At 47.8% G+C, this 16,053-nt stretch carries 9 protein-coding genes and 1 pseudogene; 1 reads left to right on the top strand and 9 read right to left on the bottom strand.

Annotated features, from left to right (window positions below):
• Positions 1–117: 117 nt before the first annotated feature.
• From iatD to mdtM, 9 genes are all read right to left on the bottom strand, one after another.
• Positions 118–5,358, bottom strand: a complete 5,241-nt coding sequence (iatD, locus tag ACK8NJ_RS20315) for an inverse autotransporter IatD (protein ID WP_411961901.1) — start codon at positions 5,356–5,358, stop codon at positions 118–120.
• 210 nt (positions 5,359–5,568) lie between these two features.
• Positions 5,569–6,747 (bottom strand): MFS transporter, encoded by a 1,179-nt coding sequence (locus tag ACK8NJ_RS20310; RefSeq protein WP_411961900.1) that lies wholly within the window; start codon positions 6,745–6,747, stop codon positions 5,569–5,571.
• Positions 6,748–6,814: 67 nt separating this feature from the next.
• Entirely contained in the window at positions 6,815–7,657 is an 843-nt protein-coding gene (locus ACK8NJ_RS20305) for an SdiA-regulated domain-containing protein (RefSeq protein WP_024044844.1), read from the bottom strand.
• A gap of 265 nt (positions 7,658–7,922) precedes the next feature.
• The gene (locus ACK8NJ_RS20300; protein ID WP_411961899.1) at positions 7,923–9,941 is read right to left on the bottom strand and encodes a pentapeptide repeat-containing protein; all 2,019 of its coding nucleotides are present in this window, start codon (positions 9,939–9,941) and stop codon (positions 7,923–7,925) included.
• A gap of 312 nt (positions 9,942–10,253) precedes the next feature.
• Positions 10,254–10,520 carry a DUF3343 domain-containing protein gene (locus ACK8NJ_RS20295; RefSeq protein WP_000657677.1) on the bottom strand — a complete coding sequence of 89 codons (267 nt, stop codon included), beginning with the start codon at positions 10,518–10,520 and terminating at the stop codon, positions 10,254–10,256.
• Positions 10,517–11,284 carry a putative 2-hydroxyacyl-CoA dehydratase activator YjiL gene (gene yjiL, locus ACK8NJ_RS20290; RefSeq protein ID WP_411961898.1) on the bottom strand — a complete coding sequence of 256 codons (768 nt, stop codon included), beginning with the start codon at positions 11,282–11,284 and terminating at the stop codon, positions 10,517–10,519. The genes ACK8NJ_RS20295 and yjiL overlap by 4 nt, the downstream gene beginning before the upstream one ends.
• Before the next feature lie 9 nt (positions 11,285–11,293).
• Positions 11,294–12,445, bottom strand: coding sequence for a double-cubane-cluster-containing anaerobic reductase (locus tag ACK8NJ_RS20285; protein WP_001389645.1), 1,152 nt, complete (start codon positions 12,443–12,445; stop codon positions 11,294–11,296).
• Between the two features lie 115 nt (positions 12,446–12,560).
• Positions 12,561–13,841 carry a DUF445 domain-containing protein gene (locus ACK8NJ_RS20280; RefSeq protein WP_247840691.1) on the bottom strand — a complete coding sequence of 427 codons (1,281 nt, stop codon included), beginning with the start codon at positions 13,839–13,841 and terminating at the stop codon, positions 12,561–12,563.
• 40 nt (positions 13,842–13,881) lie between these two features.
• On the bottom strand, positions 13,882–15,114 hold the full coding sequence (gene mdtM, locus ACK8NJ_RS20275) for a multidrug efflux MFS transporter MdtM (RefSeq protein WP_411961897.1): 1,233 nt from the start codon (positions 15,112–15,114) through the stop codon (positions 13,882–13,884).
• Positions 15,115–15,580: 466 nt separating this feature from the next.
• Between mdtM and ACK8NJ_RS20270 the strand changes: the two are divergent.
• Positions 15,581–16,021, top strand: a pseudogene (locus ACK8NJ_RS20270) (Rpn family recombination-promoting nuclease/putative transposase); the annotation flags it as partial.
• Positions 16,022–16,053: the final 32 nt, after the last annotated feature.

Here is a 16,053-nt window from a genome sequence, read left to right as displayed (position 1 = left end):
CAATATATTGCAGGGGTTATATAGGCCTGATAAGCGCAGCGCATCAGGTAATGTAGCGTTTGTTATCAGTCTGAAAGGATACCCTCCCACAAGGGTATCCTTAATAACCTACTAAAATTAAAGTGATTTACGGCAGGCGGTCAGTTGGGGGCTGGAATCAGCGTCGCTTCCAGTCATACCCGTTAGCATCTGCACATAGTAGTGCCGATTGTAATCATCAGATTCACTTGTCCAGTAAGCTCCTTGTGTAAATTGCGAATTACTGGAAAACGCTCCAACATTCCCCCATTCACCATACAGTGATCCCTGCGTGCGTTTGTTTTCGCCAGACGTCAAATGTGTGATGCCAGGAAGATTATATCCATCATTTTTCGCATGACAGAGCGCATTGGCAGCTAGCCAGATATTGGTATGATTTCCATTATTCACCCACCAGCCTTTCAGCTTAATTAAGGTCTGGTAGGTTGTACCTCCTTGTCGGGGAACAGCGCTTATTGTGACTGACGTTTGATCGCCGATATTTGCGAAAGAAACCTTACCTGAAGCATCGACAGACACCCAACTCTGTGAACTTGAAAACATATAATCATCAACGGTTTTACCCGCTTCAAAGTTATCATTGTTGAGTGTGTAATACGCTCCTGCAAAACCTTCGCTCGGGAATTGAGCCGTGGAGAAGGTATGGTTGTTTGCAGTGACATGACCGGACATTTCTTTTATCGAGCGGATGAGATTCAGCGATACGCTTAAGTTTGCCTGATGAACCCCGTTCAGCATGGGAATGAGAGTCGCTGTTCCCTCTTTTCCGCCAGTGACAGTCACGGTGTACTCGCCATAATTTCTTTGGCTGTAATCAATATCGCTCAACTTGAGAAAGTTCACGAAGGGACCTGACTGGACAAATTCCAGATGATCAGACGTCACTATCGGGTTACCGTACTTGTCTTGCAATGTTAGCGTAAGTTTCGCGCTATGCTGGTAGTCAGCCATCAGAGTGCCAACGTCGGATTTCAATAATGACTTACTTTCATCCGCCGTGCTGGCAAGCAAGGTAATAGCTGCGGATTGGTTGGCTGTACCAGGAACTTGCACATTGACCGTTAAGGTTTCTGCCAATGTACTGGTTATTGTCGCCGTGACTTGCCCGGACTGATCGGTACGCGTAGTTGGAATATTAACTACCGGGCGACCTTTGGTGTCTAAGGCGTAACGAACATCGACACCTTCAACCGGGAATCCGTAATCATCTTCTACTCGTGACGTGACGGTGCTGCTATCGATGCCGTCGGCGGTTATGGTGTCAGGAGAAGCCACGACGCTCACCACATGTGCCGTTTTAGCATCTGCCTTAACCGCAACCGTTACCTGGCTCTGAACGGGAACATCTTTGCCCATTGTGGCCGTAACGGTATAGACATTCACTTTGTCACTGGTCAGCGTCACTTTGGCCTGACCATACTGGTCAGTAAGGACTTCCCCTGTATTGCTTAGCGTTGCACCTTCAGGCGTTACGCTAAAGGTGATAATTTGTCCAGGCATTAATTCATCCCGAGCATTTCTCGCCGTTGCGGTCAGCGTAATACCTTCACTGTTATGGACCGTGGTTTCTGGCTTCGATGATGTTAACTCGAGCTTGCCATTTGCCACATTCACGTCAACCTTACTACTACTGTTATTGTCCAGCGTTGCCGTCACCTGATAAACCCCAGGCTGGGTGCTAATAAGGTTAACGTACGCGTAACCGTTATTATCGGTGTAAGCCGTATCGCCTATCGTAATGTTAGCTGTTGGCTGCGCACTTAATCTGACGCGTTGACCCGCTATTACATTGTTAAACGCGTCCTGGACGAGTATCCGTAGCGTGATGTTTTCGCCAACCGTTATCGTTTTTTCGGCTCCGGTTATACTTATTACCTTCGCCGAACTTTCATCCGGCAGCACTGATAAACTAAACGTTTTATTATCGGAGGGTTGCGCTTTCCGGCTCACCACGACGTTATGTTGTCCGGCAATATTGCTGGTCATTGTTACCGTCGCCTGACCCAGCGTATTGGTGGTGACTTCTGTTCCGCTTAGAGTGACATCGTTACTCTGGAAAGTGACCAGCTGGTCTTTAAGCGGATTTTGGTAAGCGTCCAGGATCGTTGCCGTCAGGGTACTCCCCGTACTGTTACCCGCAACAATGGTATTTAATGAGGCAGTCAGCGGCTGGAGCTGCGCGCTGTTTGTATCCCCAATAAAAGTGACTTGCTGATGAGCAACGGTATTATTTCTGGTCAGCGTCGCCGTAACTGTAAACTCACCCGCTTTTGTGCCTCGCAATGTGACCACGGCATCGCCGTTTGCATCGGTGCGGGCGGTTTCACTACTTAGCGTGAAGTTCCCGGTCATGGAGGCTGGCAAGGTAAATTTCACATCCTCATCCGGCAACGGGTGTCCATACACATCTTTCACACTGGCTGTCAGGATAACGGTATTTGTATTGTTAGCGATCGCACTGCCTGACCCGGCATTTAAGGTCATTACCGATTGTTCCCTGTTTGGGACCACGGTGATCGTGACCGACTGGTGAATATTTTTATCCGCCTCAAGCGAGGCATCGACGGAATAGCTACCAGCTTTTGAACTGGTCAGGTGCACTCGCACAATACCGGACTGGTCTGTTGTGGCGGACGTGTTGTCCAGTTGCGAGCCACCAGGTGCCACAAAATTCACTTTCATATCTTTTAACGGGTTGTTATGAAAGTCTGTGACGGTGGCGGTCAGAGTACTGCCCTGGCTGTTGCCAGCAATAATGGTATCTGGATCGGCAACCAGTTGTTTGAATTTTGGCGTACTCGAATCGCTAACGAATTTCGCAATTATCCGTTGTGAGAAACCATTTGGCAGCGTGGCGCTAATCGTATTTTCTTCCGCAACCTGACTTACCATGTTGATTGTGGCAACACCATATGCATCCGTATTTTGCTGCGGCGGTTCGACAAACTCCGCGCTTCCTTTTTCATTCTTAAAGGTGACCTGATGATTTGTCAGGGGATTATCACTCTCATCAGTGATGTTGATCGTGAGGGTATTAAATGTCTTTTTATCGGCGTAAACGTCATTATTCGTCGCTGATAATGTGGCGACGCGAGCCTTATTCTGGTTTGCCTCAATGTTATAAATATGCGATTGCAGTGGAGCATTCCAGTTGTGAAGGCTAAGTTGTGCCCTTAGTGCTGTCCCTTGCTTATGGGCCGGATAATTCGCGGCATAAACGCCCGGCTGCTCTTCGTTCCAGACAATCGTGGCTCCAGGTTTGCTGTTTTCGACAGTAACGGCTTTTACCAATTCTTCTTTTTGATAAGCAACCGGTTGATTGCTGTCGTCTTTCAGTTCCACCCTAACCTTGATGTCGTCTCCGGCATAATACGATACGTTATCTATTGTTATTGATGAATGGTCGCGGGATGAGACAACAGGGACGATATTAACGACAATGGATTCTTTTACCGCACTCTCACCGTTAATTTGCGGCGTCAGTGTTACTGAACCTGATGTCGTTCCGGCGGTCAGCATCTGTGTGTAACTACCATCACCGTTATCTGTCCAGTCAGACAGGGTGATATCCTGAACGCCTTCACTGCGGGTTTGCAGCGCCAGCCCCGGCACCGGAGTTCCGTCGGAATCGTGCGCAGTAACGGTCAATGTGGTCGTCGATTTTTTATCTGCAGCTACGGTTAGCGGATTAACGGATAACAGAGAATCTTTCTGGCTTAATGTCGGAGCCTGAATGACGACCATGCTTTGTTCATGACGTGACAGGTTACCTTTTACATCCTCGGCGGTAACGTCTATCGACCATGTATTATCGGTTTCTGGAGTGTTAGTGAAGCGATAACCTGGCAGCGTAACCGTGATATCTTTTCCGGAAGTGCTGACTTTACCTCCGGCAGCTTCCAGCGCAGCGGCTTCGATGTTATAGCCTTTCAGGGCATATTTGGTCTGTATCGAGGAAACCAACGGTTTTATTTCTCCAGACTTTCCTTTCACCGGATCCAGAAGACTCAGGCGAATCAGCTCTTTCTTGCGATATTCCAGAACGATGTTGTTGTTGCGATCAATCAGGTCATAACGACTACCGGCCAGACTGCGCCGTCCGGCCACTTCGTCCGGGTTAAGCAGTTTCTGCATTGAGCTGCTGGGTTGCCAGGTCAGATCAACGGCAAAACGTGTGTCATTTTCACCTTGCTTCCCCTGACGCTGTTCTGCACTGAGAGTCAGAAGCGGGAAGGGGGTATAGTTGAGGCCCGCGGTAATAGCATGGGGATTACTTTGGCGATCATTCTTGTCAAACAGCGCCACTTCATCACCATAGTATTGTTCATAGACTAGTTTTCCACCCAGTTGTGGCCAGGCAGGTAACCAGCCTTCCGCGCGTAAATCCCAGCCGTTGGCCGGGCGGGCTTCGTAGTCATTATCCAATTCCGGTGCGCTACGCCAGCCGGTCAGGCCGATATAAGCGTTGCTGCTCAACTTCAGATAATCACGCCAGTATTCTGCGCCAAGCCCCGCGCGGGAGTGATAGTGGCTCAGGTCGTGGTCAAAAAACAGGTTGATGCCTGACATCCAGCTGGGGGTGAAATGACGCCAGCCCAAACCGGTGTTGATCTGGGTACGATCGTCTGTTCGGTGAAGGGTATGCTGGCTGAAGAGCAGATAATCGGGTGTGTCATACCACGGATGCAGGAAGTCGAATTGCGAATTTTTCAGGCTGAAATCTTCATCCACACCCAGAGAGATTTTCGCAGTGCCAAAGTTATTTAACCAATCAGTCATCGCGCCTGAGGCTTCTGAAGACGCCCAACCACGCGCCATGCTGCTGCCCTGCTCACTATTCATATCTTGTGAAAGCAGGGTGCCAACTCGCTGCGAAGTGCTGGCTATTTGATTCTCCAGCGTGTTTTCGCCATTCGCAGGCGGTACGGCATTTTGTTGCTCATGACTTTTCTGCAAGATTGTTGCCGGAACATCCAGCTCTTCACCCTGGCGCACGTTATCAAAGCCGCGAGCAAAAGTACGGAACTGATTAAGACGACGAAGCTCCTCCAGTGAAATACCGAATCGATCAGCAACGCTTTGCGCTGATTCCAGCGCACCAAGCGTGTAAGGCACAGTATTATTTTCTATTAGAGGGGACGGAGATGAAACTGTCGTCTGAGGCTTAGCGTGTACCACATTTTGTGCCGTCGCCATGACGGGGAAAAAAATTTGTGTAAATAAACAAACTCCGGCGGTCAGGCGGCGTATTTTGTCACCCAGACCACATAAAGAGTTTTGATCATTATTTTTTATTTGATGCGCATTTGTTGAAGCCATAGTGACCTTCCGTGAAAAAACAGAATTAAACTTGTTTTTTCTAGCACGGAGATATAATGCGATCCTGACTATAATATGACCAGAAATAATGAATTAGCCGTGGAATTGCTAAACCAGGATTAATAACGGCGGTGGCTGAGTACCTCCAAAGAAAAAGGATGTTTTAATTATTTTACGTGATGTACTAAAAAGTTAAATTCGTTAAATTACTTAAGAATCATTCGTATGCAATTTGAATATTTGCATCCCGCAGATTAATGCTGCGATAAATAGCGCCGCCGCGCCGCAGAGCGTGGCACTGGCGAGGGCCGACGTTCCGTTGCCGAGCATGCTGGTCAGCGCCGGGCCAAGAATTTGCCCGATACCATAAATGAGTGTCACAAAGCCCAAAAGGTTGAGATTTCCCGGCACGCTAAGCTGGCGGGCGATGGTCATCACCAGCGAGGTCGTCCCCATAAAGGTGCCGCCAAAACCAATACTGCTGATGATGAGTAATAAAGGAGAGCTGCTGGCGAGAGTTAACAGCACGCAGATCGCCTGCACCAGCAAATTCGCGGTCAGGCAAGGTAATGCTCCCCACCGTTTGGCTGCCCACAGCCAGCCAAAACAACCTGGGACAATCGACAAGCCAACCAGTGTCCAAAGATGAGCCGTCAGCACAGGCTGGCCCGCGTCTTTCGCCATGAGCGGCAGGTAGGTGGCGACGATGATATAACCAAAACCCGCCAGACCATACAGAATCGCCAGTAACCACCAGCTCATGGGTTGTTGCGCGATTTTTGCCAATGGCGCTGGCGCGATAACGTGTTTATTCGACGGAATGAGCAGCGCCAGAGCAAGCAATATAATGGCAGAAAGAGCTCCGGCACCTTGCCACAACGTTTGTGAAGAGAGGGCAAAATGCAGGCCTGCCAGCACATATTCATTGCCCAGAGCGATGCCGACGCCAACACCAGAAAATAGCGCCGCAAGGACAAAGGGATGACGAGTATGCTGCATGATGAGCGTTGAGCCGAAAATCAACATCCCGGCGCTGGCGACTCCCGCCAGAAAGCGAATGATGAAAACCAGAAGAAACGGCGGCAGCCACGCCATCGCGAGGATTAATAATCCGGTTGCGAGAGCGGAAGCTAACAGGAACGGGCGCAGGCGTGAGGGTAAATGAAACGCGCCGAATGAAAACAGCAGGCTCCCCGCCAGATATCCGGCATAGTTACCGCTGGCGATCCACGAGAGTTCGCTAAAGGTAAATTCGCCTTCCGCCAGCATGACTGGCAGCATCGGCGTATAGAGAAAGCGGCCTAAACCCATACCTAAGGTCAGAACCAGCATCCCGAATAACGCGGTGCTGAAAGAAAAACGTTCTACGGGATGCGATGTCGAATTCATGTTCTGCCTGGTTTGTATTATTTTGAGTTAACAAGTTAATAACAAAAAAGGAGAACCTGCCAGACTGTTATCGTGATTTTGTCGACGTAAAGCGATAAAAAAGATTCGGTTCGCCAACGATATAGATGTTGCCGCTGTCATCCATCGCTATCCCTTCCGCCTGCTTGATGTTGTGTGAAAGGCCATACTTGCCTTTGGTTAACGACATTTCGCCGATCACGTCACCTGTCATGGTCACTTCCTGTAGGGCGCGTGACTCATGTGACAACACCAGCAACGTATTTTTCTGTGGGTTAAATTCCGCGCCAGAAACATCATCCAAAGTAAACTGACGCTGCAACGCTTTATCTTTGCTGATATGCAACTCATCGCTACGCAATAGCCCGGTTACTTTGTAGACCTCTATCGGATTTTTCTCTTTAAAAAACCAGAAGGTATGGTCCTGAGAGGAGTAAGCCAGCCCTTCAAAGCCACAGTTAGTTGGTGTTTCCTGCAATGGGATTTTAATTTTTTTGAGGATGCTTACTTCCGACTCAGCGTTAAGTGAAATCACATAAATGGCGTAGTCACGTTCATCACTGATGACAAATTTATTATCACCAATGTATTCAATCGTCTCGAGATCCTTAACAAAATCGAGCGGAATGGTGCGGATCAGGTCACCCTCGGTCGTCATTTCAACGATGGTTGCAGGTTTGTTGATAGTGCTAAACAAGGTATTGCTCTGCGCAGACCAGGTCAGTGAGGAGATATTTTTAGTTACTCCTGTAATCTCTTTACCATCGATAGTGGCCTGATAATTCTGAAACCCTGCGACATGCTGGCTTTTACGGACGCAGGATTGCACAAAAAACAGGCTTACCGCCACGATGGCGCAAAGAAAAACGATAAAGGTGATGCGCTTTTTCAACTTGTTGCTCCTTATTATTGCTTTTTTCTCGTCAAATTCAGTGCGACAGATAAGGAGTATACGGATGAAGCTTAATGAATTCTTAACGCGAGCGATGAAATAGTAAACGCCGCAGGGGGCGGCGGTTGTCTCTGGATGGCGGAACATTTTCAGCTTACATCGACTGATAAATGCGCCTCATCCATGAATGATAGATGAGGCGGTTAACGTTTAAATGTTAATTTATATCCTCTGCCATACCCACTCTGTTTGGGTGATTATTGAACTATTCGTCAACTATATAAGTTGGCTGATAAGACGTTAAACCCGGAATGGAAAAACTGCTATTCACTTCTTTCTTTAAACGGGCTTGATTAAAACTGGTACTGTCCTGTTGCTCGGTACTGTTCTTGGCTTGTTTATCGGTACTGTCATTGGCTTGTTTCTCGATACTGTCACTGGGTTGTTTCTCGGTACTGTCATTGGCTTTTTTATCGATATTATCATTGTAAATATATGCTTTCTTAAGAGAAACATTATTCACTTTGGCATTGAAAAAACAGGCATTTTTAAAAATCGTATCTATAAATATCGTATTGAACAACCATGCATGGTTAAACAGAATATTAGAACCTTTTGTACCAGTGAAATTAGTATTGTCAAATTTTGCAGCCGAAAAGTTTGTATTAAAGAGTTTGCATTTTGCTAAATTAGCGTTTGTAAAATTGGTAAACATGCAGCTAATATTAGTAAGATCTTTGTCTGAAAGATTTTTCTCTGATAGATTGGAATAATCAAATACTGCTCCAATAATTAATGACGGAAAGAAAATCACTTTTGTGAAATCTATGTGTGCAAGATAAGCGTTACTAAGGTCACTTCCAGTAAAATTAACGCCAGTGAGAACTTTTCCGCTGAAGTTACTGTTCCGTAGATTTGCATTTGTAAAATTTATATTAAGCAAGTGACGAACTTTACGAAAATCGATTTTTTCTAAGGAGGCGTCAATAAAGGTTGCATAACGGAGATCACAATCGGTAAAATCCACGCCTTCACAGATCGTACCGGTGAAATCCGCATTTCTAAGAATGCTGCCATTAAAATTGACATTCCTTAGAACCATATTAGACAAGTCTATGCCGGTTAAATCCATTCCCGCTAAATTCAACCCTTCTATACACCGTTGACCCGATTCATCTTCAGGGATAGCAGTGCTAATAGTATTGATGACAACATCACCTATCTTGAAGGTCATTGTAATTCCTGCATCAGAGACAGAGAGTTTTCGCGTAAGACGTTCACTCTTATCTCCAGTGATACTCTTCTGAGCAACGTAAAAGCGCTCACATGTATGACAAAATCTTTTCCAGCTCTCATTTGGTGTCAGATTTTTGTCCGGGAGGAAATTAGCAATGCTATAAAGATCGTTCAGGACGCTACTTCTTATTTCAGGAGAGGCGCACTCTATAATTTCAGAGGTGGATATTGTATTTTTAATTTTATCTATATTATCCGTGAGATTTCGTGATCCTGCTATATTTGGCTGCTGGTGGTTTTCTCTGTAGTATTGCAGCACATTTTCCCATTGTAGGTTTGTCAACGAGATAGTTTCAGTCTCGTTATTGTTATCCCGTATTGTTAATTGATTTTCTACTGGGTCAAAAGAAATCATGAAGTTATTCAGATGTTGATATTGATGAGTGGCATCTAATTTCACTTCAAATGAATTTGAACTTTTGCAGGCATGTTTTAAAAACTTATCAAAGGGAAGATATTGCTCTTTTTCTACATGCTGTGGGTCATTTCGCAAAACAGAGAAAATACTCTCTTTCAAATTGTTCTTGTCAATATAGATTGGTAGTTGCGCTTTTTGTTCCATTATTTTAATAAACTGCTGCAGTTGCGCGGTTTTAACATTGCAACTATGACTTATATCTTTGTGGTTAACAGTTAATACGCTTTCATTATCATCTTGTCGATTAAATATTATTTTTAGATCGTTAATTTCAAACTCATTTAAACCATTTCTTTTGGTTTTGGCGATGATTTGTTCTGTTGTTGATGAATATCGATTTAAGGTTAATTCGAGATTGTCGGGATTAGAGATAAGGTGAATAAAAACATTCAGTACACGCTTAATAAAACCATCATTCAAATGATTTATATCATAATTAATTTGTTTTTGTATGGTTTCAATTTCCGTGTTAATATCAAATGGTTGGTTGTTTTTTTTATGACAAGATTTTAGTCCCGAATACATGCCGAGTGTTGGGAAAATATCCTGGTATATGTTTAGGGAGCCCATATTTTTATCCTTGAATTGTGAAATGTTCTTCTAAATCTAAAATAATCAGGGGGATGGGTAAAGATAAGCTTCGCACAGAAACTTATCTTTTATCATTATCTCACCCGGTAATCATTTTATTTCTCCATGCATAATTATGGGTTTAAGTATAATAAAATATATTTTGTATTTTAGACGTAAAATAGTAAGGTGCTATCAAAAATCGCTCATTTTGTGGATGGGAAATATTTCATGGCAGGTGAGATATTTAATACAACTTCCTTCATGCAGGATTATGCGCAGCCAATTATCCGGTTGGTATATTTAAAGATCTTATTGCCTGGTTGACGCTTCTGCATCGTAATGCACCACGCACTGCCAGTCGCTGCCCTGCTGGCAATATATCGCTTCGGTTTGCCCAGGGATCACCCATTGTATTTCCTCGCCAGGGGGACAGGTCAGCCAAATGCATAACCCGCAGCCGCCGCGTAAATCACGGGGAATATCGCTGACGCGAAAAGTCATGCCCGCTGCCTGCAACGCCTTGCGGGTTTGTATGACGCCGACCGTGGAGTGAAATAAAAATAAAAACTCTTTCATCGGCGTTTTCTCACTCGTTGACCAATTACCGCTGCGCCAATTGCGCCAGCAAATTGCGCATCAGGATGGGTATTTACCGGCATTCCCAGATGAGATTCCAGCATCCGGGCAAACGTCTGGCAATGACTAACGCCACCAGTAAACAGAATCGGCGCTTCACAGGAGAGACGAGCAATGAAATTGGCACTCCGCCGCGCCATCGCGTTAATCACTCCGGCGAGAATCGCTTCTGGCGCGACGCCCGCTGAGCGCAGGCTGATCACTTCTGATTCGGCAAACACTGTGCACATACTCGTGATGGCGTGCGGTCTGACATTTTCAGTAATGCTGTCGAGTTGCTCGACGCTGGTGCCAAGCGTGCGCGAGATCACCTCCAGGAAACGCCCGGTGCCCGCCGCGCATTTGTCATTCATCAGGAAATCGCACAGGTTACCGTCATCATCAAGCTGAATCACTTTGCTGTCCTGACCACCGATGTCGATTACTGCGCGCGTTGCTGGCGCAAGAAACCGTGCGCCCAGCCCATGACAGGAGATTTCCGTTACCTGTTTATCGGCAAAATCCACCAGTTGCCGCCCGTAGCCGGTGAGCGTCAGAAACGGCGTTGTTTCTAACCCTTCGCACAGAGTTTCCCAGGCTTCAGTAATTGCTGTTGCCGGGCGAAAGGGGGTTGGAACGAGGAAACGGCGCGTAATCACGCCGTCTGCCAGTAAGATCCCTTTGGTGGCGGTTGAGCCGGAATCAATGCCAATCGAATATGCCACTGCCACTCCTTACAGCATCTCAATAAAGGCCGCGACACGGGTGCTGAGCTGCCCGATATCTGAGGTGGAGTAGTCTGTTTCAATAGCGATATAAGGAATGTTGTGCTGATGACGCACATGACGTTTAATCGCCAGCGATTCCACCGCGTAGGTATGGCACGCCTGCAAAATCACATCAACTACGCCATCGACCTGATATTCTTCCACCATCTGGCTGAGCATTTGCAGGCGCTGATCGTTCGGCGAAACACAGGAGCAGCCAATCGCCAGATATTTATCCGCCAGCGCGTCGTAGACATCGCCCGTTTCTGCCACGCATTGCTCGGTCGCTTTCGCCCCGGTGCAGTTTTCATAACCGACAACCCAGCCGCCATTCTCTTCAATCGCGCGCACTACTTTCTCTGCTGCGCCGCCAATTGGGCAGCCGGTGATTAAAATGCGTGGACGCGGGTCCAGTCGCTGGCCTTCTTCCCACTGCTGACGAACGCGGGCGGTCATTGCATCCAGTTCATTGATCAACGCTTCTTTGTCAAAACGGAAGGTTGCGCCGTAGACCACTTTCAGAATGTCGCTGCCGCTAAGCGCCGGAGGATTTAACTGCCCAAGATGATAAAAATTGGCCAGTGCGCGACGTTCGCGGTTTTTCAGCGCAATGGCATCGCGCAGAGCATCTTCGCTAATCTCGTGCCCAAAACGTTCTTCTACCGTTTTTTGCAAGCGCAGCATTTCTGCTTTCCATAACGCGCGTGAGGCATCGTCCTCAACGCTGTTTGGCAACTGCATCACATGAACGGGCTTAAACTCCGCCATGTATTCATACATTTTCTTTTTGCCGTCGCAGGTGGTTTCACCGACCACCAGATCAGAAAAGTAGAAGTAGGGGCATTTATCGGTTTTGCCAAAGCCGTAGCTGCTTTTAATCAGCGGGCAGAGGTTGCGCGGCAGATCTTTCTCGGCTTCTTCAATGGTTTCATCAGAGGTGGAACAGAGCGAAACCACAACCGCACCGGCTGCCATCGGGATCTCTTGCGGCATAAAGGTGCAGTAGGTGCCAACCAGCGGAATGCCGCGCTCCTTGAGATCCATGACGGTGAGAAAGCCTTTCTGGCGAGCTTCAGAGAACTGATCGAAAATGGCGGGTAGATCGGTGACAAGTGACATGATTTTCCTTCCCCGTACCACGGGAGACAATGAAAAGAGGCCACATTATTACCATTCTTTTAGTATGGTTTATTTGATCTCTCTCGCGGTTAGCCACTTAGTTTTTCATGGATTTCTAAAAATTGCCGAGGGGGAACAAGGCCGGGAGCTGCGACAGCAAATATAAAATTAGCCCAATACAACCGCCAACCAGCGTACCGTTGACACGGATAAACTGCAGATCTTTGCCGATATTTAACTCGATTTGCCGCGACATATCCCGCGCATCCCAGCTTTTTACCGTATCGCTGATGTGGCGCGTCAGGAATGCGGAAAACTCAGGCGCGATGCGGTGCGCGGCTTGTTCCAGATGACCATTTAACGACGCCCGCAAGGCATCATCGGCAATTAACGTTTCGCCAAACCATTGACCCGCCCGCGCGATACGTTCTTTAACGCGAGAATCTTCACTGTTGATATCCGCTTTCAGCCATTCCCGTAAATCCCCCCACAATTCACTGAGATAGCGGTTAAAAGCTTCGTCTTCTTTCAGATAGCTTTTTACGGCATCGGCTCGCGCTGCCATTTCAGGATCGTTTTTCAGCTTGTCGATCAGGGCAAAGGTGGCGCGATCAAACGCATGGCGGATCTGATGCGCACGATCACGACTAATATCATCAAGCAAAGAATTCACCGCGTCAGAAACCAACTCCGCGCTATGTTCGCCCAGCCATTCGGTGGGGAGAATTTTGGCTTTCAGTGGATGCTCGCTCTCCAGCCAGCGAACAATCTGCTGGGCAATAAACTTGCGCGATTTATCGCGCTGGAGAAGGGCGATCAACTGTGCGATCAGCGTATCCAGCAACACCTGATGTCGATCGTTTTTGGTCATACTCTCCAGCATCAACGCACTGGTGCCGGAAAGATCGACCTTATCAATCGCCCGATGGACTGCGCGCTTAAGCAGGCGCTGAATACGCGCATCATCGGTCAGTTCAAGAAAACCGCTCATGATCTGCAACAGATGCTGACCAACGCGGCGGGCGTTTTCCGGCTGACTAAACCAGTTGCCAATCAACAACGCCGGTTCGTGACGTCGAATCAGTGCCACCAGCGACTGGGTATCGAGAAATTTTTCCTGCACGAACTGGCCGAGATTTTCGCCAATCCGGTCTTTATTACGCGGAATAATCGCCGTATGACGAGAAATGATCGGAATCGGCACGCGGCGAAACAGCGCCACCACCGCAAACCAGTCCGCCAGCGCGCCGACCATCGCCGCTTCAGCGATCGCCTTCACACCGCTCACCCAAAAATTGGGTGGCAAAAACAGCGTAACGACAAAGGTAGCAGCGGCGATAAGCAATAAAGAGAGCGCCAACATTTTGGCGCGTCTGAGTTCAATGAGTTTATTCATAACGTTAAGAATAGAGCCTGACGGTAGGATCGCGCAAAAATCACCGCTCCTCCGCCAGCTCGGCAGCCTGATGTTGGCGCACGCGATTGAGCAATCCCGCCAGGGTGAAAACGACGATAACGCCCGCCACGACGGCTAATAGATGAAACGGCAAGCGACCGCCGTTAAACCACAGCCAGCGGCCGATTTCGACCGAAACCGACATCACCATCAGGATCACCATATTCAGCGATGCGGAGACGGTCCCTTTCGGTAAGTTATTGGAAAACAGCGTAAAGCGGAATAAGGTCGGGAAAATCAAACCAATCCCGAAAGCATACAGACTGGTGCCCAGCACCGACCACAGCCAGACGTGCGGTGACAGCAGATTGCCGATAATCAACAGCGCGAGGCCAACCAGTTGAATGGGTACGGCACGCCAGATAAAGCGCGGTTCGGTCGGATCTTTAACGAAACGCGCCACGATGGCATTCGCGACAATCACCGCGCCGAACACCGGAACCTGTGTCCAGGCGAACTGCGAAGTTGTTAAGCCGCCTGCATCGATAAGGATCACCGGCGAGACAGCCACCCAACTCATCATCGGGATATAGCTTAAAGAGATGGTTGCTGCGCCAAAGAGGAACAGCCGATTGCAAAAGACATTACGAAAATCGCGCAAGACGCTTTTGGCGCTAAACGGAACCGCGCCGCGCTTCACCGTCTCTGGCATCGTCAGCAGTAAGCCAACAAATGAGATAAAACCCATAACCGCAATGATGGCAAAAAGGACTTTCCAGTGCACAAAGTGCATCAGAGCTGCGCCGGAAAGCGGGCCGATAATCGGCGCAATCAGTACGATGGAGGTGATAATCGCCATCAACCTGATCCCTTTTGTCTGACCGAACGCCTCCTGCACCGTGACATAACCAACGGTGGCAATAAAACAGATACTGGTGCCCTGAATTGCACGCGCGATAAGAAATTGTGTCATTGACGTGGTGAACATTGTCGCGGCGCAGGCAAGGGTAAAAATTAACGCCCCGGTAATCAGCACCGGCCTGCGGCCAATTCTGTCGGAAAGCGGCCCCAGCAGCCACTGTAACGCCATACCGCCAGCAAGATAGAGACTGACGGCAGCAGGGGCCAGACTGACATCGGCATTAAAATCACGGACCACATTAATGATCCCTGGCTGGATCAGGTCCGTCGACAGATACGCAGCAAAGTCATACAAAATCAACGCCATCGGGAAAAACAGCGTGGCGGCATGGCGGGCAAAAAAACGTGGCATAACAAACAACTCCTTGTCCGGAGAACCCCAATGGGGAAAACGAAATTCAATACCGTCGGTAATGACGAAAGGCAGGCGAGAAGGACAAATGTACTGAATTTCATGTAATCAACCACACTGCCTGTGAACACACAGACAGAGAAATACCTTCTGACTCCAGGTCAGAATGTATAACGATTACAAATAGTCATCAGCACATTACACCTCTTGAATTGATGGGTTGCATAGAAAATATACACCTTAAGTGTAATTAAAATTTGCGGTTAATCAAAAGAGTGCGGTGGAAAGGGGAATATCTGCCGGGTACAGGAAATGTAAAATGCGAGCCTGTTTCCGAAAAAATGTATCGTTTGCAGAAGAATAAAAATAGCCTGGAAAGCACCTCGGGGAATGGGAAATTGCCGGGTGAGAATGGTTTTGTTAGTCGCTAAAGTCGGGCCATCTTATCAACAGGTGACGGATCGCCATGACAAACTTCACGACCAGTACGCCGCATGACGCATTATTTAAATCCTTTCTCACCCACCCTGACACCGCGCGGGATTTTATGGAGATCCACTTACCAATAGATTTACGTGAATTGTGCGATCTCGACACCTTAAAACTGGAATCCGCCAGCTTCGTCGATGAAAAATTGCGGGCGCTACACTCCGATATTCTGTGGTCGGTAGAGACCCGTGAAGGTGATGGCTATATCTATGTGGTGATTGAACATCAGAGCCGTGAGGATATTCATATGGCCTTTCGCCTGATGCGCTATTCCATGGCGGTGATGCAGCGCCATATCGAGCATGATAAACGCCGGCCGCTACCGCTGGTCATCCCGATGCTGTTTTATCACGGTAGCCGCAGTCCTTATCCCTGGTCCCTGTGCTGGCTGGACGAATTTGCCGACCCGGCTACCGCACGGAAGCTTTATACTCTAAATAATTCAAGTTG

The sequence above is a fragment of the Escherichia sp. F1 genome (assembly GCF_046764225.1).
Taxonomy (GTDB): Bacteria; Pseudomonadota; Gammaproteobacteria; order Enterobacterales; family Enterobacteriaceae; genus Escherichia; species Escherichia coli.
The sequence above is the reverse complement of the archived record's forward strand: the minus strand, read 5'-3'. Positions and strand labels throughout refer to the sequence as shown.